18 protein-coding genes are annotated in these 17,384 nt (G+C 70.6%); 5 read left to right on the plus strand and 13 right to left on the minus strand.

Annotation, left to right across the window (positions count from 1 at the left end; all coding sequences use genetic code 11):
* Positions 1-94: 94 nt before the first annotated feature.
* The 4 genes from tolA to ybgC form a co-directional block, all read right to left on the minus strand.
* Positions 95-1,528, minus strand: a complete 1,434-nt coding sequence (gene tolA, locus AC0IY1_RS01365) for a cell envelope integrity protein TolA (RefSeq protein ID WP_471767165.1) — start codon at positions 1,526-1,528, stop codon at positions 95-97.
* 11 nt (positions 1,529-1,539) lie between these two features.
* Positions 1,540-1,986 carry an ExbD/TolR family protein gene (locus tag AC0IY1_RS01370; protein ID WP_055947274.1) on the minus strand — a complete coding sequence of 149 codons (447 nt, stop codon included), beginning with the start codon at positions 1,984-1,986 and terminating at the stop codon, positions 1,540-1,542.
* A gap of 27 nt (positions 1,987-2,013) precedes the next feature.
* Positions 2,014-2,730, minus strand: coding sequence for a protein TolQ (gene tolQ / locus AC0IY1_RS01375; protein WP_055947271.1), 717 nt, complete (start codon positions 2,728-2,730; stop codon positions 2,014-2,016).
* Between the two features lie 371 nt (positions 2,731-3,101).
* Positions 3,102-3,545: a tol-pal system-associated acyl-CoA thioesterase gene (ybgC, locus tag AC0IY1_RS01380; RefSeq protein WP_055947268.1), complete on the minus strand. Its 444-nt coding sequence runs from the start codon at positions 3,543-3,545 to the stop codon at positions 3,102-3,104.
* Positions 3,546-3,964: 419 nt separating this feature from the next.
* Here ybgC and AC0IY1_RS01385 point away from each other — a divergent pair, with 419 nt between their 5' ends.
* A complete protein-coding gene (locus AC0IY1_RS01385) occupies positions 3,965-6,682 on the plus strand; it encodes a bifunctional diguanylate cyclase/phosphodiesterase (RefSeq protein WP_471767168.1) in 2,718 nt (905 codons plus the stop codon).
* 18 nt (positions 6,683-6,700) lie between these two features.
* On the opposite strand, the gene ruvB is transcribed toward AC0IY1_RS01385, so the two are convergent.
* Positions 6,701-7,702: a Holliday junction branch migration DNA helicase RuvB gene (ruvB, locus tag AC0IY1_RS01390; RefSeq protein WP_162242028.1), complete on the minus strand. Its 1,002-nt coding sequence runs from the start codon at positions 7,700-7,702 to the stop codon at positions 6,701-6,703.
* A 264-nt stretch (positions 7,703-7,966) separates the two neighbouring features.
* On the opposite strand from ruvB, the gene AC0IY1_RS01395 reads away from it, so the two are divergent.
* Positions 7,967-8,521 (plus strand): Uma2 family endonuclease, encoded by a 555-nt coding sequence (locus tag AC0IY1_RS01395; RefSeq protein ID WP_471767169.1) that lies wholly within the window; start codon positions 7,967-7,969, stop codon positions 8,519-8,521.
* A gap of 71 nt (positions 8,522-8,592) precedes the next feature.
* On the opposite strand, the gene bfr is transcribed toward AC0IY1_RS01395, so the two are convergent.
* The 3 genes from bfr to ruvA all read right to left on the minus strand — a co-directional run bounded on the left by bfr (position 8,593) and on the right by ruvA (position 10,286).
* Positions 8,593-9,090 (minus strand): bacterioferritin, encoded by a 498-nt coding sequence (gene bfr / locus AC0IY1_RS01400; protein WP_055947262.1) that lies wholly within the window; start codon positions 9,088-9,090, stop codon positions 8,593-8,595.
* 62 nt (positions 9,091-9,152) lie between these two features.
* The gene (locus AC0IY1_RS01405; RefSeq protein WP_082512803.1) at positions 9,153-9,410 is read right to left on the minus strand and encodes a (2Fe-2S)-binding protein; all 258 of its coding nucleotides are present in this window, start codon (positions 9,408-9,410) and stop codon (positions 9,153-9,155) included.
* A gap of 258 nt (positions 9,411-9,668) precedes the next feature.
* The gene (ruvA, locus tag AC0IY1_RS01410) at positions 9,669-10,286 is read right to left on the minus strand and encodes a Holliday junction branch migration protein RuvA (protein WP_055948754.1); all 618 of its coding nucleotides are present in this window, start codon (positions 10,284-10,286) and stop codon (positions 9,669-9,671) included.
* Between the two features lie 255 nt (positions 10,287-10,541).
* Here ruvA and AC0IY1_RS01415 point away from each other — a divergent pair, with 255 nt between their 5' ends.
* Positions 10,542-11,177 (plus strand): YceI family protein, encoded by a 636-nt coding sequence (locus AC0IY1_RS01415; RefSeq protein WP_103708547.1) that lies wholly within the window; start codon positions 10,542-10,544, stop codon positions 11,175-11,177.
* Here AC0IY1_RS01415 and AC0IY1_RS01420 read toward each other — a convergent pair.
* Both AC0IY1_RS01420 and ruvC read right to left on the minus strand, forming a co-directional pair.
* Positions 11,161-11,931, minus strand: coding sequence for a hypothetical protein (locus AC0IY1_RS01420; RefSeq protein ID WP_471767170.1), 771 nt, complete (start codon positions 11,929-11,931; stop codon positions 11,161-11,163). The two genes, AC0IY1_RS01415 and AC0IY1_RS01420, sit on opposite strands and share 17 nt — an antisense overlap.
* An 81-nt stretch (positions 11,932-12,012) precedes the next feature.
* Positions 12,013-12,579: a crossover junction endodeoxyribonuclease RuvC gene (gene ruvC, locus AC0IY1_RS01425; protein WP_055947256.1), complete on the minus strand. Its 567-nt coding sequence runs from the start codon at positions 12,577-12,579 to the stop codon at positions 12,013-12,015.
* Between the two features lie 279 nt (positions 12,580-12,858).
* Between ruvC and AC0IY1_RS01430 the strand changes: the two genes are divergently transcribed.
* Together AC0IY1_RS01430 and AC0IY1_RS01435 are read left to right on the plus strand one after the other, a co-directional pair.
* Positions 12,859-13,146: a hypothetical protein gene (locus tag AC0IY1_RS01430; protein WP_471767171.1), complete on the plus strand. Its 288-nt coding sequence runs from the start codon at positions 12,859-12,861 to the stop codon at positions 13,144-13,146.
* A 54-nt stretch (positions 13,147-13,200) separates the two neighbouring features.
* Positions 13,201-14,667 carry a methyl-accepting chemotaxis protein gene (locus AC0IY1_RS01435; RefSeq protein WP_471767172.1) on the plus strand — a complete coding sequence of 489 codons (1,467 nt, stop codon included), beginning with the start codon at positions 13,201-13,203 and terminating at the stop codon, positions 14,665-14,667.
* A gap of 15 nt (positions 14,668-14,682) precedes the next feature.
* Here the strand turns inward: AC0IY1_RS01435 and AC0IY1_RS01440 are convergent, their stop codons facing one another.
* The 3 genes from AC0IY1_RS01440 to rpe all read right to left on the minus strand — a co-directional run bounded on the left by AC0IY1_RS01440 (position 14,683) and on the right by rpe (position 17,371).
* Positions 14,683-15,429, minus strand: a complete 747-nt coding sequence (locus AC0IY1_RS01440; protein ID WP_055947248.1) for a YebC/PmpR family DNA-binding transcriptional regulator — start codon at positions 15,427-15,429, stop codon at positions 14,683-14,685.
* 509 nt (positions 15,430-15,938) lie between these two features.
* On the minus strand, positions 15,939-16,691 hold the full coding sequence (locus AC0IY1_RS01445) for an HAD-IA family hydrolase (RefSeq protein WP_055947241.1): 753 nt from the start codon (positions 16,689-16,691) through the stop codon (positions 15,939-15,941).
* A complete protein-coding gene (gene rpe / locus AC0IY1_RS01450) occupies positions 16,685-17,371 on the minus strand; it encodes a ribulose-phosphate 3-epimerase (protein ID WP_055947237.1) in 687 nt (228 codons plus the stop codon). The genes AC0IY1_RS01445 and rpe overlap by 7 nt, the downstream gene beginning before the upstream one ends.
* Positions 17,372-17,384: the final 13 nt, after the last annotated feature.

Below are 17,384 nucleotides of genomic sequence, written 5' to 3' on the forward strand. Positions count from 1 at the left end.
CCCAAGGCTTCGTCCAAGACCGCCGTCCAGAACGCCGTCACCGACCGCGCGGGTGCGCGGCGCGTGCAGGCGCGGCCCGGACGGGGCTGCCGCCTCACACCCGCGAGAACTCGAACTCCGCGTTGATGGCTTTCCAGTCGTTGTAGTAGGGCGCGTACTGGGTCGGAATCTTGTAGGGCGCACAGCGGCGCACCGCGCGCTGCGCCGCCTCGGCGATGGAGCGATCCACGGCGTTCGCCCCGCCGCGCATGATGCGGGGCTCGGAGGTGAGCGTGCCGTCCGGGTTCAGCCGGATGTCCAGCATCGGCAGCACCACGCCCTGGGTGGCGCCGGGCGGTGCCACGTAGCAGCGCTCGATCTGCTGCTGCAGCATGCCCACCAGGGCATCGCGCAGGGACGGCGACAGGCGCTGGGCAGTGCCGGAGGCCGCGCCCAGGGAGGCGGTGCGCTGCACCTCGCGCCCGGTGGCGCCGGTGGATTGCGACGGCGCCTTCGAGGCGAGCAGGGAGCGTATGTCGCCGGCGCTGAACTTGTCGGCGAGCTCGGCCTGCTTCTTGGCCTTGGCCTCCCCGTCGGCCTTCGCCTTGGCATCGGCCATCGCCTTGGCCTTCGCCTTGGCGGCGGCATCGGCCTTGGCTTTCGCCGCCGCTTCGGCCTTCGCTTCGGCCTCTGCCTCGGCCTTCGCCTCGGCGAGCTCCTTCTGGCGCTCCGCGTCCGCCTTGGCCTTCGCCTCCGCCACGGCCTTCGCCTTGGCTTCCGCCTCTTTCTCGGCCTTGGCCTCCGCGTCCTTCTCGGCCTTGGCTTGCGCGTCGGCCTTGGCCTTGGCCTCGGCTCTCGCCTTGGCGGCGGCCTTCGCAGCTTCGGCCTTCGCAGCTTCGGCCTTGGCGGCCGCCTCGGCCTTGGCCTCAGCCTCCGCTTCCTGCTTCTCGATCAACTCGGCGAGCTGCTCGCGCTTGACCGCCTCGGCCTTCGCCTTGGCGGCGGCCACAGCCTTGGCTTCCGCCGCGGCCGCCTTGGCCTCGGCCGCGGCGGCGGCCTTGGCTTCCGCGGCGGCAGCGGCTTTGGCCTCGGCGGCGGCGGCCGCCTTGGCAGCCTCGGCCTTGGCCGCCTTCGCGGCGTCCTTGGCCGCTTCCTTGGCGGCTTCCTTGGCCGCTTCGGCCTTGGCTTCCTGCGGGTCGGGCTCGCTGGAGCGCAGGGGCATCTCCTCGGCGCTCGCCACCTTCATGTCGGCAGGGCGCTTCGGGGGCGCCGGGGCATCGACCTTGGCGTTCTCGGGCTCGCGCTCCTCGAACTTCTCGGCGACGCGGTCGGCGCGCGGCTTGGCGTTGGGCTGGGGCGCATCGGCGTTGCGCTCGCCCTTCGTCAGCTCCGAATATTGCTGTTCGGTCATCACCTCGACGGGCACGCCCTCCTGCGCATCCGGCAGGGCGGGGGCGGCCACCGACAGCAGGGCGACCGTCAGCAGGCCGACATGCGTCACCGCCGAGACCCAGACGCCCGGTTCACTGCGCTTGAAGGGAATCCGCACCGCCGGGCCCGCTACTTCTGGTCCGGCTCGGTGACCAGGGCGACCTTCTTGAAGCCGCCGGCGGTCACGATCGCCATCACCTGGGCGACGCGGCCGTAATCGACCCGCTTGTCGCCGCGCACGAAGACGCGCTCCTCGAACCCGGACTTGGCCGTCTCGGTGAGCTTCGGGACGATGGTGTCGTCGGAAAGTTCGCTCTCACCGAGGAAGACCTGGCCCGACTGCCGGATCGACAGGGTCACGGGCTTGGTGTCGGAGTTGAGCGGGCTCGCCTTCGATTGCGGCAGGTCGAGCGGCACGCCCACCGTCATCATCGGCGCCGCGACCATGAAGACGATCAGAAGCACGAGCACGACGTCGATGAACGGCGTCATGTTGATCTCGTTGATGGCCGCGTGCCGGCGTCCCCGCCGACGCCGTCCGCCGCCACCCTGCGCTGCTCCGTGGGCCATGCCCATGATCGTTCCTCGGGTGTGGGGGTGGGGTCAGGCGACGAGCGAGAGGCGCTCGTCGATCTGCCGGGACAGAATGGCGGAGAACTCGTCGGCGAAGCCCTCGAGCCGCGACTGGTTCTTGGCCACCGTGGCCTGCAGCTTGTTGTAGGCGAGCACCGCCGGGATGGCGGCGAAGAGGCCGATGGCGGTGGCGAACAGCGCCTCGGCGATGCCCGGCGCCACCACGGCCAGCGAGGTGTTCTTGGAAGCCGCGATCGACGTGAAGGCGGTCATGATGCCCCAGACCGTGCCGAACAGACCGATATAGGGACCGGCCGACCCGATGGAGGCGAGGAAGAGCAGGCGCGACTCGAGGCGCTCGACCTCGCGCTGGATCGTCACGTCCAGCACCTTGTCGATGCGCTGGGACAGGCTCTGGATCTGGCGGCCGGAGCCCTCGAAGGAGCGCTTCCACTCGCGCATCGCGGCCACGAACAGGGCGCCCTGCCCCACCGGCTGCCGGTCGTTGAACGAGCGATACAGCTCCTCCAGGGAGCGGCCGGACCAGAACGCCTCCTCGAAGGCGTCCATCTCGGCCTTGGTGCGGCGGAACAGCAGGGTCTTGTCGACGATGATCGACCAGCACCAGATCGAGGCGCCGATCAGCCCGAGCATCACGATCTTGACGACGAAATGCGCCTGCAGGAACAGGCCGAGCAGCGTCATGTCGGGGGCCGGCATCGCCTGCATGGCATCGGCTGGGTTCATGACATGATCCTCGAAAAACCCCGCGCGGAGCCGTCACGGAACCGGCGGTCCGTCCTGCGCGCTTCAACCGGAACCTTGAGCGATTTCAAGGCTCAATGGCCCGCGAATCTGTCGAAAGTATGGGCCGGCCTTGTGCATCGCACCCGCCCGGCCTGACGGCAGTTAAGCACCCGGCAGGGTTAACATTCCCTTGCGGCCCGCGCGGGCGCAGCCCCGGATGCGTCCGACGAATCGCGTTCTGCACCACGCCTCGGCGGCGCGGCCGCCCCTGCACGACTTGGGCTCGGCGACGGCACACGAACCGATTGACTGTGCTTCGAGGAAGTTCTCCGTCGAAACCGGATCGAAACCCGCAGACCGACCTTCGCAGGTCACGTCCCGGAGCCCGGTTCGCGGTCGCCGCGCTCCGGCGCGAGCACCCGCCGCAGGCTGTCGGGAAGGCGGATCGCGCGGCCGTCGCGGACGCAGGCGACGACGACCTCGGCCTTCACCAGCACCTCGCCGCCCCGCCGAACCTCCTGCGCGAGGTGCATCGAGGCGCCCTTCATCGTGGCCGTCCAGGTCCGGACGTCGAGAAGGTCGTCCATCCGCGCCGGCTTGGCATAGTCGATCACCATGCGGCGCACGACGAAGTGCAGGCCGGCCGCGTCCCGGTGCAGGTCGGACTGGTCGCCCGCGAGACCGCGCAGGAGCTCGGTGCGTCCCCGCTCCATGAAGCGCAGGTAGCTCGCGTGATAGACGAAGCCCGAGAAGTCGGTGTCCTCGTAATAGACGCGCACCGCGAGGGCGTGAACGCCGGGTTCGGGCTGGGTCAACGTCGCGTCTCCCGGATTTGTGATGACGACCCCCGCGGCCCGGGCCTGGGGCGCCACGCCGCCCCCTGGCCGCGCGAAGGCCCTCGCGCCGGGGTGGCCATCACCCCTGAGCGGTTGGCCGCTCTAGCAGATTCCGGGGGGCGAGCAACGCGGGGTCACGGGACGCGGCGCGTCGGTGCCCACCGGTGCGGGTCGCCGGCGCAGGTTTCCGCGCCGACAGTGCGAACATTCCGCCCGAAAGCTCGGACGAAAAATTAAGGCGTTCCCACGTTGATCACCCATAAGGCGCTCGTGCGCCGAGCCCTTGGCGCTCCTGGAAAGCAACGTCGAGACGCTCAGGGTCGATGTCTGTGCCGCCGTGGCGGTACAAGGATAGGATCATGCTTACGGCCAGCGTTCGGAGACGATCGGCTCACCTGATGGCCGTGGCGAGAAACCTTTACGCCGGCTCCTTCATCTTGCTTGCGACCGCGGGTGGTGTTCTCGGCCTGGCGATCGCCGCGGGTGCGGCGCTGTTCATCGCGGACCTGCACGGCCGGGCCGTCGCCGATACCGAGCAGAACCTCGTCAGCCTCACCACCGTCCTGGCGGACCAGGCCGACCGGGCCCTGCAGGCGATCGAGCTCGTGCAGGACTCCCTCATCGACGAGATCCGGGCCGCCGAGGTCACCACGCCCGCGGCCTTCGCGGTCCAGGTCTCCTCGCGGGCCATGCACGACTCCCTCAGGGCCCGCACGGCGGCCCTGCCCCAGGTCAACGCCGTCACGGTGGTCGATCACACCGGGACCCTGCGCAACTTCACCCGGTTCTGGCCCATCCCGGACGTGAACATCGCCGACCGGGACTACTTCAAGGCCCTGGCCTCGGACCCGCTGCTGCAGCGCTTCATCAGCGAGCCGGTGCAGAACCGCGGCAACGGAAGCTGGACCCTCTACATCGCCCGCAAGATCTCCGCCCCGGACGGGAGCTTCCTCGGGCTCGTGCTCGGCGCGGTGGAACTGCAGTACTTCGCCGGCCTCTACGGCCAGATCGCACCGCAGCCGGACTACGTCATCTCGCTGTTCCGCACCGACGGCGTGCTGCTGGTGCGTCATCCCCACCGGGAGGATACGATCGGGCGCGGCTATGCCACGACCGGCGCCGCCCTGATCGCCCTGCAGAACAAGGCCGGCGGCGTCACCCGGACCGTCAGTCCGATCGACCGGCAGGACCGGTTCGTCGCGACCCGGACCCTCTCGAACTATCCGGCGATCCTGAGCGTCAGCCGAACCACCGCCGAGGCCCTGGCGCCCTGGCGCCGCCAGGCCACGGTGCTGGGCGCGGCCGCCGGGCTCCTCGACCTCGGGCTCGTCGGGCTCTTTGTGCTCGGCTGGCGCCAGGCCAGCGGCCAGGAACGGCTCCTGCGCGCCGAGGAGAGGGCCCGCAGCGAGCACGCGCTCCGCACGCAATATGCCCGCTTCGGGGTCGCCCTCGACACCATGGCCCAGGGCCTCTGCCTGTTCGACCAGGACAACCGGCTGATCGTGATGAACGCGCGCTACGTCGCGCTGCACGGCGTTCCGCCGGACCTGCGCCAGCCCGGCACGACGCTGGCGGCGATCCGGTCCTATCTCACGGCGAGCAACGGCGACCGGGCTCCGCCCTGGCCCGCCCCGGAGGAGGCCTCGCGGTCGCCGGCCTCCTTCACCTGGGATCTCGCCGACGGGCGGGCCATCGCCATCAAGCACGTTCCGATCCGGGGCGGCTGGCAATGCACGCACGAGGACGTCACCGAGCGCCGCCAGAGCGAGGCGCAGATCGTCCGGATGGCGCGCCACGATGCGCTGACCGGATTGCCCAACCGGGCCTTCCTGCGCGAGCACATGGCGGGCGTGCTCGCCGGCCGCGGCGGCGCCGGGCGGACGGCGGTGCTCTATCTCGACCTCGACGGCTTCAAGGGCGTCAACGACACGCTGGGTCACCCGGCCGGCGACGCCCTCCTGTGCCTGACGGGGCAGCGCCTGCGGGAGTGCCTGCGGGCGTCCGAATTCGTCGCGCGCCTGGGCGGCGACGAATTCGCCATCGTCCAGTCCGGGATCGTCGCGCCCGGGGACGCCGCCGATCTCGCCGCGCGCCTCGTCGCGATGCTCCAGACGCCCTTCGCGGTCCAGGACCAGGAGATCGTCATCGGCACCAGCATCGGCATCGCCCTGGTGGAGCCGACGGACACCGAGAGCGACGCCGTCCTGCGCCGGGCCGACGTGGCCCTGTACCAGGCCAAGGCGGCGGGCCGGGGCACCTGGCGCTTCTTCGAGACCGACATGGATGTGGACCTCCAGCGCCGGCATCAGCTCGGGACCGAGCTGCGGCGCGCCCTGGCGGGCGGGCAGTTCGAGCTGCACTACCAACCCCTCGTCGCGGCCGGGACCCGGACCCTCAACGGCTTCGAGGCGCTGCTGCGCTGGCGTCACCCCCGGGAGGGCCTGATCGGTCCGGCGACCTTCATTCCGCTGGCCGAGGAGATGGGCCTGATCCGGTCGATCGGCGCCTGGGTCCTCGCCCAGGCCTGCCGCGAAGCGGCGACCTGGCCGGACACGCTCAAGATCGCCGTCAACCTCTCCTCCGTGCAGTTCGTCCGCGGCGACCTCGTCGAGGACGTGACGCGGGCGCTGATCGGCGCCGGCCTCATGGCGAGCCGGCTGGAACTGGAAATCACCGAATCGGTCCTGCTGCGCGACCATGCCGACACCTTCCGGATCCTGCATCGGCTGCAGGCCCTCGGCCTCCGGATCGCCATGGACGATTTCGGCACGGGCTACTCGAGCGTCAGCTACCTGCGCCGCTTTCCCTTCGACAAGCTCAAGATCGACCAATCCTTCGTCCGCACCCTCGGGCAGGACGGGGGAAGCATCGCCATCGTCCGGGCCCTGGTGGGCCTCGGCAAGGCCTGCAACATGGGCGTCGTCGCCGAGGGCGTCGAGACGGCCGAGCAGGCCGCCATCCTCGAGGCGGAGGGCTGCGACGAGTTGCAGGGCTTCCTCTTCAGCCGTGCCCTGCCGGCGCCCGACCTCACGGACATCCTGACCCGCCGGACCTTCGCCCTGCCGGATCGCACGGACCCGCGTTCCGACCGGACGCAGCATCGCGACGCGGCCTGATCCCCGGCCGCGCGCCGCTCAGGCGTCGGGGTCGTCGGCGTTGAACAGGCCGAACTGCCCGCTCGGTTCGCGCCGGGGCTCGGGAAAGCCCATGTGGCGGAAGGCGTGGGGCGTGAGCATGCGCCCGCGCGGCGTGCGCTGGACGAAGCCCTTCTGGATCAGGAACGGCTCGATGATGTCCTCGATCGCGTCGCGGGGCTCCGACAGCGCGGCCGCGATGGTCTCGATCCCGACCGGCCCGCCGTTGAAGGAGCTCGCGATCATCGTCAGGTACTTGCGGTCCATCACGTCGAGGCCGGCCGGATCGACGTCGAGGAGTTGCAGCGCCCGGTCGGCGATGGCGCGGGTGACCGTCGGCGCATCGGCCACGATGGCGAAGTCGCGCACCCGGCGCAGCAGACGCCCGGCGATGCGGGGCGTCCCCCGGGCGCGCTTGGCGATCTCGTTGGCGCCCTCCGGCGACATGCCCAGGCCGAGTACCCGGGCGCCCCGGCTAACGATGAGCTCGAGCTCGTCGACGTCGTAGAACTCCAGTCGGATCGGGATGCCGAACCGGTCGCGCAGGGGCGTGGTCAGCAGGCCGGCGCGGGTGGTGGCCCCGACCAGGGTGAACTTGGGCAGCTCGATCTTCACCGAGCGGGCGGCCGGCCCCTCGCCGATGATGAGGTCGAGCTGGTAATCCTCCATCGCCGGATAGAGGATCTCCTCCACCGCCGGATTGAGGCGGTGGATCTCGTCGATGAAGAGCACGTCGCGCTCTTCCAGGTTGGTCAGCTGGGCGGCGAGGTCGCCCGCCTTGGCGATGACCGGGCCGGAGGTGGAGCGGAAGTTCACCCCGAGTTCGCGGGCCACGATCTGCGCCAGCGTCGTCTTGCCGAGGCCCGGCGGCCCGACGAACAGCACGTGGTCCAGGGCCGAACCGGTCTTCTTGGCCGACTCGATGAAGATGCTCATGTTGGCGCGCGCGGCCCGCTGCCCGATGAATTCGGACAGGCTCAGGGGCCGGATCGACTGCTCCAGGTCGTCCTCGCGCCGCTCGGGCGTGAGGAGCGATTCGGGAAGCGGCTGGAGGGTCGGCGATTTGGGCGCCGACGCCTTCGCGGTGGGTCTCGCAGGTTTGCTCACACGGACTCTCGGTGGGGGCGGCGGCGCCCTGTGTCCATCATCTGTTCTCTGGCTGGATGTCGCATAAAGGCGCCGTTCGCGCTACATTCTCCGCGCGGCCAAGGGCCGCCGCGAGGCGGGGGATTCGTCGTGGACGGTGCGTCGCAGGAATTCGAATGGATGGCCCTCGACGACTTCGAGGAACTTCTCGCGGACAAGCCCCGGAACGAGCGCTGGGAACTGATCGGCGGGCGCGTGGTCCGGATGATGGTCGGCGCGCGCTGGGAGCATGCGCGGATCGTCCAGAACATCGCGCGGCGCCTGGGAAACCAGTTCGACGCGGCGGGCGGCAGCTGCCAGGTCTTCACGGAAACCTTCTTCATGAAGAGCCGCGCCCTGGAGGCGGCCATGCTGCCCGACGTGATCGTGGTCTGCGGCGACATCGCGCCGGGGGCGACCTCGGTCGACAACCCCCGTGTGCTGTTCGAGGTCCTTTCCCCGGGCACGGAGGCCCGCGACCGCTTCGAAAAGTGGCAGGTCTATCAGCGGCTGCCCGCACTTCAGCATTACGTGCTGGTCGCCCGGGACCGACCGCATCTGGAAGTCTACGATCGGGTGGACGGCGTCTGGCGGGGCTTCCAGGTGATCGAGGGTCTCGACGGCACGCTCGATCTGCCGGCGATCGGCGTCACCCTGTCCCTGCGCGAGATCTATCAGCGAGTCCTGCCAGACTGAGCGCCAGGCTCGCAAGCCCGGCGCGGTGGCAGACTGAGCGCCGGGCTCGCGAGCCCGGCGCGGTCCGGCTCTTACTCGGCTTCCGGAGCGATCGGCTCCAGGCCGCCGATATGCTTCTGGGCATAGAGCGGCAGGCCGATCTGGCCGATCAGCTCCAGCTGCGTCTCGAGGAAGTCGATATGGCCCTCCTCGTCCTCGGCCAGATCCTCGAACAGGCGCTTGGACACCCGGTCGTTGATCGAATCACAGTACTTGGCCGCCTCGAGATAGAGGGCCCGCGCCTCGTTCTCGGCGGCGAGATCGCACTCGATGATTTCCTGGACGTTCTGACCGATCCGCAGCGGATCGAGTTCCTGCAGGTTGGGGAAGCCGTCGAGGAACAGGATCCGGTCGACGAACCGATCCGCGTGGTTCATCTCCTCGATGGATTCCTTGCGCCAGAACTTGGCGAGATCGATGTAACCCCAGTCGTTGAGCATGCGGAAATGGAGCCAGTACTGGCTGACCGCCGTGAGCTCGCTGCGCAGTCCCCGATTGAGGTACTCGACGACCTTCGCATCACCCTTCATCCGCCCAATCTCCCTTGAGGCACGTGTCGCCGGAGGGGAGCTTCAGCACCCGGAATGGGCGCTCAGGCGGCGATCCCCTCCTCCGCAGGCTGGACCTTGACCAAACTACAGGAGCTCGCGCAAGTCGCCGTGCATGCATGCCCGGCCTCATCGAGGGCGTTTTGTAGGATGTTGCGGATGGTCCGGGCGCAGCGCCCGCATTTCGGGCTGCACCCGAGGCAGGCCTGGACCTGGGCCGGCGTGCGCGGACAATCCGGGCCGCGATGCAGGCAGGCGCGCACGGCGCGATCGGACAGGACGTTGCAGGAACAGACGATCATGCGGGACCGTAACTCGTGCGTGGCTCGCGTGTCGGGTGAGGCCACCGGGTGAGGTTTTCACCCGGCCACTTCGTCGAATCTGAGGCGGTGCTGACGCCAGAGCGCAGAAGCTGAGCCCCCGCATCGGATTGGCGCGTAGATTAGAATAATTGAAAACTGCTTTACTTTCAGCAGGTTAGCTGCCTGCGCCCAAACTGGCAACCGAAACGGCGATCGTCAAGGGCACAATTCCGTCGCGCCCCAACGATCCCGGCGCCCTCAGCGGGCGAGCTCGCGCAATCCGAGCCGGATCAGGGTCTTGGCCTCGGCCCCCTCGCCCGCGTTCTTGAGGGCCTCGGCGATCGCCGCGGAGGCCTGGACCGGCGCGTAGCCGAGATTGACGAGGGCCGAGATGGCGTCGGCGACCGGCTGCGGCGCCGTGCGGGCTTCCACCGCACCGGACAGGGCGATCACCGCGGGATCGATGGGCGCGAAGGCCGGTGCCTTGTCCTTCAGCTCCGCCACGAGGCGGGCGGCGAGGCGCGGACCGACGCCGGGAGCCCGCGCCACCGCGCCCTTGTCCCCCATGGCGATGGCCGAGGCGAGGGCCGAGGGTTCGAGCACCGAGAGCAGTCCGAGGGCGACCTTGCTGCCGACACCCTGCACGGTCTGGAGCAGGCGGAACCACTCGCGCTCGGCATCCGAGCGGAAGCCGTAGAGCCGGATCATGTCCTCCCGGACATGGGTCTCGATGGCGAGGTCCGTAGCCTCGCCGATGCCGGGCAGGCGCTGGAGCGTCCGGGCCGAGCAGTGGACCACGTAGCCGACGCCCTGCACGTCGAGGATCACGAAATCCTCGCCATAGGAATCCACCACGCCCTTCAGCTTGCCGATCATCGCCTCGCCCATCCCTCGCGCCGCCGGATGCCCATCCGCCGGCGGATTGCCTACAGGCCGGAACGCCCGAGCGCCATGCGGTCCGGACCGTCATGTGGTCCGGAACGCCATGGGGTCTCAAACGCCATGGGGTCCGGAACGCCTTGGGGTCCGGAACCCTGTGCTCCCGCGCGACGGCGGCCGGCCTGCCTTGAGGCGGCGCGGCGTTCGTGAAATCAAAGGCGCCCTGCCCGCCACACACGGATGACCGCCTCGATGCGCCAGACCGCGCTGCTCCTCGCCTTCGGGCTCCTGTTCACCGCCGGCGCGACCCGGGCGGCCGAGACGCCGGCCGCGGTGACGCCGGCCGCGCCGTCCAGCGATCCGACCCAGGTCCGTCCGGGCGCCTACGTGCTCGATTCCGCCCATGGCAAGATCACCTGGTCGGTGAGCCACCTCGGCTTCTCGACCTATTACGGTCAGATCACCGACGTGACCGCGCAGGCGGTGCTCGACCCGAAGGAGCCGGCGAAATCGACCCTCACGGTCACCATCGGCACCGACAGCGTCAACGGCCTCGACGACCGGCTCAACCAGCACCTCAAGGCGCCGGACTTCTTCGACACCGCGAAGTTCCCCAAGGCCACGTTCACGGCGACCGGCATCGAGCCGACGAGCCCCACCACCGCGCGGGTCAACGGCGACCTGACCCTCAAGGGGGTGACGAGGCCGGTCGCCTTCGACGCCACCTTCAACCAGGCCGGGATCAACCCGGTGAACAAGGCCTACACGGTCGGATTCGACGGACGGGCGGTGATCAAGCGCTCGGATTTCGGCATCAACGCCTTCCTGCCGCTCCTCGGCGACGAGGTGTCGCTGCGGCTCGAGGGCGAGTTCAAGGCCGTGGAGTGAGGCCGCGCGCCGACGGCCGCAGGCGTCGGTAGATCCCCGCCAGGAGGGCCGTCACCAGGACGAGCAGGGCCATGTCGATGAGGCTGGAGGCGAGGATCCGGACGGCCAGGACGACGGGGGGCAGGTCGACGCCGGCGCGCTCGGGCGCGTGCAGCATCCGGTCCACGAGACCCAGGGGCAGGATCGTGGCCACCAGGATCACGCCGATCCGGGCGGTCGATCCGCGGGTCATCGCGAGCGTGCCGCGCAGGGTCGCGTCGGGGGCGCCGACCGCCAGGGCCGGCGCGAGCATGCTGGTCCGGATCTGCAGGAGCAGGAGGGCGATCCAGGCGAGCAGGCCGACGATCAGCGCGACCGGACCGAGCCTCTCCGGCGAGAGGCTTCGGTCCAGCACCCCGCTGACCAGGAGCCAGAACAGTTCGAGGGCGAGGAAGTCCTGGAACGGGCCCGCCCGGCCCTCGACGACGGCGCGCACGGAGCCGTCGGCGCCCAGGATGAGCCGGAACATCGCCATCCAGTAGGGGGCGAGCAGGATCGTGCAGAGGCCGTCGACGAGGAAGAGGTCGTCCTGGAAGCGCGCGGGCCGGGTCGGGTCGCCCATCAGCGTGTGGGCCGCCTCCTTGGCCAGGACGATGAGGAACGCCACGGTGGTGGCCGAGCCGAGGGCGCGGATCGCCGGGAGCGCGGACGTCACGCCGTCCCGCAGCGTCTCGCCGACCGGCAGCGCCGGCCGCATCGTTCCGTGGTCGGCCATGCCGTTCGATCTCCGCCCAGCGCGCGTTGCGCCCAGAGGCACTGCACAAGCGCCCGGGCAGAGTCCAGGGCGCGGCCGCGCTCAGTTGCGGGCCAGGGCCGCCGCGATGCGGGCCGCCGCCAGGCTGCTCGTCCCGGCCACCGGGACGTGCTGGCGCTTGAGGGCGTGGGCGCCCCGATGGCTGTTGTGGGTGATGGCGATGGCGAGCGCATCGGCGGCGTCGGCCACCTTGAACTCGGCCTTCGGCAGCAGGAACTTCACCATGGCCTGGATCTGGACCTTGTCGGCGTGTCCCGAGCCCGAGACCGTCTTCTTGATCAGGTTGGCGGAGTACTCGAACACCGGCATGCCGGCCAGCGCCGGGACCAGCAGCGCCACCGCGCGGGCATGGCCAAGCTTCAGCGTCGCCTGCGCGTCCTTGTTGACGAAGGTCTCCTCCACCGACACCTCGTCCGGCTGGAAGGCCCCGACGATGCGGGTGATGCCCTCGTAGAGCTCGCGCAGGCGCAGGGCGAGGGGCAGGTCCCCGTCCGAGGTGACGACGCCGCAATCGACGTAGGCAAGCTTGGTCCCCGTGGCGGTGACGACGCCCCAGCCGGTGCGCCGCAGGCCCGGATCGATGCCGAGGATGCGAACGGGAACGGTCATGCGGACAGGGTCATGGCTGGCGCGGCTCCGGGCGCGAACATCGCGCCGTGCGAGCGTTAGGGACATACCGTGAACGGAACGTTATGCCAATCCGCGCCCGCGCGGTGACGCGATCGGTGGCGCGCCGGAGCGCACCGGCGCGCCCTGCGGACCCATCCCGGAGGCCGCGAAAGTCAGATCAGCCCCGGGCTGACCATGCTCCAATACGGCTCTGTAACTGCTTCTTAGACTATGGCCTTGTATTAACACAGGACACCTTCCAGGCGGACGGGTTTCCTCGTGAACGACTCCCCGGCCCATCGCCCGAACCGGCTCCTCGGGGCCCTGGCGATCCGCGCGACCCTGGTCCTGCCGGCCGGGCTGGTGGCGCTGACCACCTCCGGGACCGTGGCGGTGATCGGTTCCCCCGGCCAGGACGTCGCCGCCATCGTCGCCCGCGCGGGCGGCACCATCCTGCGCCCGGGCGGCGGGACCCACGTCCTGGTGGTGCGGGCCGGATCCGCCGACCTCGTCGCGCGGCTCGACGCCCGGTTCGCGACGGGCTGCATGCCCACCGCACCGACCTGATCGCTCCAACCAGACCCGACGACCCCGACGCTCCCCTCCGGATCCGCCCCGCCGATGACCAACCTCGACACCCTTCGGCAGCATTTTGGCCGCTTCCTCATCGGCATCCTCTGGCTGCACCTGCCGATCGTCGCGCTCGCGGCCTGGCTCGCCGGCAATCCGACCCTGGTGCCGTTGTCGGTCGCCGGCGCCCTGGCGGGCCTCAGCACGCTGATGTGGCGGCGCTCCGCCATCGGCCTGGCAACCCGGCTGGTGAGCAGCCTGTCCCTGATCGGCATGGCGGCGATCCTGCTCTCGGCCCTGGCCGGACATCCGTGGCAGGTCGACCTGCACATGTACTTCTTCGCCTGCATGGCGGTGATCGTCGCCTGGTGCGACTGGACCATCCTGGTGGCCTGCGCCGCCGCCATCGCCGGCCACCACCTTACCCTGAACCTCGTGATGCCGGCCCTGATCTTCCCCGGCGGCGCCAAGAGTTCGGACCTCGCCCGCGTGATGCTGCACGCGGTCATCCTGCTCCTCGAAACCGGCGTGCTGGCCTGGGTCGCCCGCACCATCGCGACGACCGTCGCGGCGCAGGCGGCCTCCGAGGGAGCGATGCAGGCGCAGATGGACCGCATGCGGGTCCTGGAATCGGAGAGCGCGCTGGCGCGGGCGGGCGCCGATGCGCAGCGCAAGGCCGCCATGCAGCAGACCGCCCACTACTTCGAGACGACGGTGAGCGACATCCTGGGCCGGGTCACGCGGGCGGCAGCGGCGATGCAGGGCACGGCCCAGGCCATGACCGGAACCGCAGAGGGTACGGCGGGACGCGCCGGATCCGTGGTCGGCGCCGCCGAGATGGCCGCGCAGAATGTCGGTCGCGTCGCCGGTGCCGCCGAGGAACTCGGCGCCTCCGTCGCGGAGATCGGCCGGCAGGTCGCGGATTCGGCCCGGATGGCCCAGGGCGCGGTGGGGCAGGCCGACGCCACCGGCCGCCTGGTTCATGCCCTCAGCACGGGCGCGGCCCGGATCGGGGACGTCGTCGGCATGATCTCCGGCATCGCCGGCCAGACCAACCTGCTGGCCCTCAACGCGACGATCGAGGCGGCGCGCGCCGGCGAGGCGGGCCGGGGCTTCGCCGTGGTCGCGGCGGAGGTCAAGGAACTCGCCAACCAGACCGCCCGGGCCACGGACGAGATCACCCAGCAGATCAACGCGATCCAGGGCACGACCGGCGAGGCGGTGACGGCCATCGAGGCGATCGCCGCGCAGATCCGCACCATGAGCCAGACCGCGGACGCCATCGCGGCGGCGGTGGACCAGCAGGGATCCGCGACCCGGGAGATCATCCGCAACGTGGCCGAGGCGGCGACCGGCACGGGGGCGATCACCGGCACCATCGGGGGCGTCGCCCAGTCGGCCGAGGCGACGGGCGCCGCGGCCGCCCAGGTGCTGGTCTCGGCCTCCGCGCTGGCGCAGGAGGCCGACCAGCTCGGCAGCGAGGTGAACCGCTTCCTCGAGACCGTGAAGGCCGCCTGAGGCGGAGGCCTTCGCTCAGCCCTGGAGCTTCTCCATCAGGGCGTCCGACAGGGCGAAGTTGACGAAGACGTTCTGGACGTCGTCCTGGTCCTCGATCACCTCCACGAGGCGGATCAGCTTCTCGCCGGTCTCGTCGTCGACCTCGATGGTGTTCTGCGCCTTCCAGACCAGGGCCGTGCGGCGCGGCTCGCCGAAGCGGGCTTCCAGGGCCTTCGAGACCTCGCCGTAGGCCTCCTGCGCGCAGGTGATCTCGTGGCCGGACTCGTCCGAGCGCACGTCGTCGGCACCGGCCTCGATGGCGGCCTCCAGCATGGTGTCGGCATCCGCGACCTTGGCCTCGAACTCCACCACGCCGACATGGTCGAACATGAAGGAGACGGCGCCCGTCTCCGCCAGGCTGCCGCCGGACTTCGTGAAGGCCGAGCGCACGTCGCTGGCCGTGCGGTTGCGGTTGTCGGTCTGCGCCTCGACGATCAGGGCGGCGCCCCCGGGGCCGTAGCCCTCGTAGCGGATCTCGTCGTAGCTCTCCGCATCGGCCCCCTGCGCCTTCTTGATCGCGCGCTCGATGTTGTCCTTGGGGACGTTCTCGGCGCGGGCGGCGATGATGGCGGCGCGCAGACGGGCATTCATCGCCGGGTCCGGCAGCCCGAGCTTGGCCGCGACCGTGATCTCGCGGGCGAGCTTGCCGAACAGCTTCGACCGGACCGCGTCGACGCGGCCCTTCCGGTGCATGATGTTCTTGAACTGGGAATGGCCGGCCATGACGTGACCCTAGACTGGTAGGAACGAGACCGGATCGCGGGGGCCACCTGCCGAGGCCATCTACCTGGGCCATGGGCTGAAGCCATATGCCAGGAGCCTGTGCCGGGGCGGCGGGTCCGCGATGCCGGACGGAACGGGGTTGGCCGGCTTATAGGCCGCGGGCCGCGCCCCTGACAACGCTGCGCCGCAGCGTGCGCGGCCTCGGGCGCGATCCCCCATGGCTATCCGGCGGACAGGGACTATCCTGGGGCGATGACACAGCAGGCGATCGATCGGGCACGGCCCGAAAGCAGCGGCAGGGATCTCCGGACCCGGCCCCGCACCGACGCGGGGTCGCCGCGATGGCTCAGGCTCGCGCTGACGGGTGCGCTCGGGATCGTCGCCGGGGCGATGCTGTTCCCGACCCGCGCCGAGGGCGCACCGCGTCCGACCCGCGCCGAGGGCGCCCCGCGCGGACGCGGCGGGCCGCGGCGTCCGAGGCCCTGACGCCGACCCTCAGCCGGTGACCCTCAGCCGGTGACCTGCGCGTGCCAGTCGCGCAGGGCGCCGACCGTGACGACGCCGTCCGGCCAGGCATATCCGGACAGGTGCCGATGGGGGGCGCCGGGCTCGCCGAGATCGGAGACGGCCGAGAACGCCCCGTCGAGGCGGTGGCTCTCGGTGTAGCGGCTGCGCGTGGCGATCACCGGCAACCCGGCATCCAGGGCCGAACGGATGCCGGCGGCGGAATCCTCGAAGGCGACGGCCTCCGCGGCTGGGACGTCGAGGCGCGCGAGCGCGAGCTCGAAGACGTCCGGGGCCGGCTTCTTGCGCGGCGCCTCGTCGCCGCAGGCGATGACGTCGAACGGGATGTCGCCCGCGGGGAAGTTGATCCGCAGCAGGGTGTCGACGTTGGGTCGGCTCGTCGTGCTGGCCACCGCGAGCTTGAGCCCGGCCGCCCGCGCCTCCGCGATCAGGCGGCCCACCCCGGGGCGCAGGCCGAGGCTGCCGCCCTCCACGAGGTCGCCGTAGCGGCGGGTCTTGCGGTCGTGGATCTCGCCCATGCGCGGGCGCAGGGTCTCGACCGCGTCGGCGTGCTCGGTCTCGACGTAGTGGCGCAGGCGTTCCTTGCCGCCCATCACCGTCAGCAGATCGGCGTAGCGCGCCGGAGACCAGGACCAGGGCAGGCCGAGATCCGCGAAGGCGCCGTTGAAGGCCTGCCGGTGGAGGTCCTCCGTCTCGGCGAGCGTCCCGTCGACGTCGAAGATCAGCGCCCTCAGCATGAGAGGGGACCGCCTCCGACCTCCGCGGCACCCGCGCGGATCGCCGCGATCCGGTCCCCGTAGCCGGACGGCCCGCCCTTGAACACGGCATTGCCGGCCACGAAGGCGTTGGCGCCCGCGCGGGCGGCCAGCGCCACGGTCTCGGGGCCGATGCCGCCGTCGACCTCGATGTCGATGTCGCGGCCGGCGGTCATCGCCCGGATCCGCCGGATGGTTTCCAGGGTCGAGGGGATGAAGCTCTGGCCGCCGAAGCCCGGATTGACCGTCATCACCAGGACGAGGTCGACGAGGTCGAGGAGCGGCTCGATCGCCGAGGCCGGCGTCCCCGGATTGAGGGCGATGCCGGCGCGCTTGCCGAGGTCGCGGATCGCCTGGAGCGAGCGGTGGATGTGCGGGCCGGCCTCGACATGGACCGAGATCGCATCGGCGCCGGCCTCCGCGAAGGCCGCGAGGTAGGGGTCGGCCGGGGCGATCATCAGGTGCACGTCGAAGGGCTTGGTCGAGTGCGGCCGCAGGGCCTTGATCACCGCCGGGCCGAAGGTGAGGTTCGGCACGAAGTGTCCGTCCATCACGTCGAGGTGGATCCAGTCGGCCCCGGCCTCGGACACCGCGCGCACCTCCTCGCCGAGCTTGGCGAAATCCGCCGAGAGGATCGAGGGCGAGATGATCGGGCCGTTCATAGGGAGTTCCTCT

Source organism: Methylobacterium sp. AC690 (genome assembly GCF_979256535.1).

What these genes read in the sequence shown, in the direction of transcription:
- AC0IY1_RS01405 (WP_082512803.1), bottom strand. Translation starts at nt 9,410, where the DNA reads ATGATCGTCTGTTCCTGCAACGTCCTGTCCGATCGCGCCGTGCGCGCC.
- ruvC (WP_055947256.1), bottom strand. Translation starts at nt 12,579, where the DNA reads ATGACCGTTCCCGTTCGCATCCTCGGCATCGATCCGGGCCTGCGGCGC.
- AC0IY1_RS01370 (WP_055947274.1), bottom strand. Translation starts at nt 1,986, where the DNA reads ATGGGCATGGCCCACGGAGCAGCGCAGGGTGGCGGCGGACGGCGTCGG.
- AC0IY1_RS01435 (WP_471767172.1), top strand. Translation starts at nt 13,201, where the DNA reads ATGACCAACCTCGACACCCTTCGGCAGCATTTTGGCCGCTTCCTCATC.
- AC0IY1_RS01395 (WP_471767169.1), top strand. Translation starts at nt 7,967, where the DNA reads ATGGCCCTCGACGACTTCGAGGAACTTCTCGCGGACAAGCCCCGGAAC.
- bfr (WP_055947262.1), bottom strand. Translation starts at nt 9,090, where the DNA reads ATGAAGGGTGATGCGAAGGTCGTCGAGTACCTCAATCGGGGACTGCGC.
- rpe (WP_055947237.1), bottom strand. Translation starts at nt 17,371, where the DNA reads ATGAACGGCCCGATCATCTCGCCCTCGATCCTCTCGGCGGATTTCGCC.
- AC0IY1_RS01420 (WP_471767170.1), bottom strand. Translation starts at nt 11,931, where the DNA reads ATGGCCGACCACGGAACGATGCGGCCGGCGCTGCCGGTCGGCGAGACG.
- AC0IY1_RS01415 (WP_103708547.1), top strand. Translation starts at nt 10,542, where the DNA reads ATGCGCCAGACCGCGCTGCTCCTCGCCTTCGGGCTCCTGTTCACCGCC.
- AC0IY1_RS01385 (WP_471767168.1), top strand. Translation starts at nt 3,965, where the DNA reads ATGGCCGTGGCGAGAAACCTTTACGCCGGCTCCTTCATCTTGCTTGCG.
- ruvA (WP_055948754.1), bottom strand. Translation starts at nt 10,286, where the DNA reads ATGATCGGCAAGCTGAAGGGCGTGGTGGATTCCTATGGCGAGGATTTC.
- AC0IY1_RS01440 (WP_055947248.1), bottom strand. Translation starts at nt 15,429, where the DNA reads ATGGCCGGCCATTCCCAGTTCAAGAACATCATGCACCGGAAGGGCCGC.
- tolQ (WP_055947271.1), bottom strand. Translation starts at nt 2,730, where the DNA reads ATGAACCCAGCCGATGCCATGCAGGCGATGCCGGCCCCCGACATGACG.
- AC0IY1_RS01445 (WP_055947241.1), bottom strand. Translation starts at nt 16,691, where the DNA reads ATGCTGAGGGCGCTGATCTTCGACGTCGACGGGACGCTCGCCGAGACG.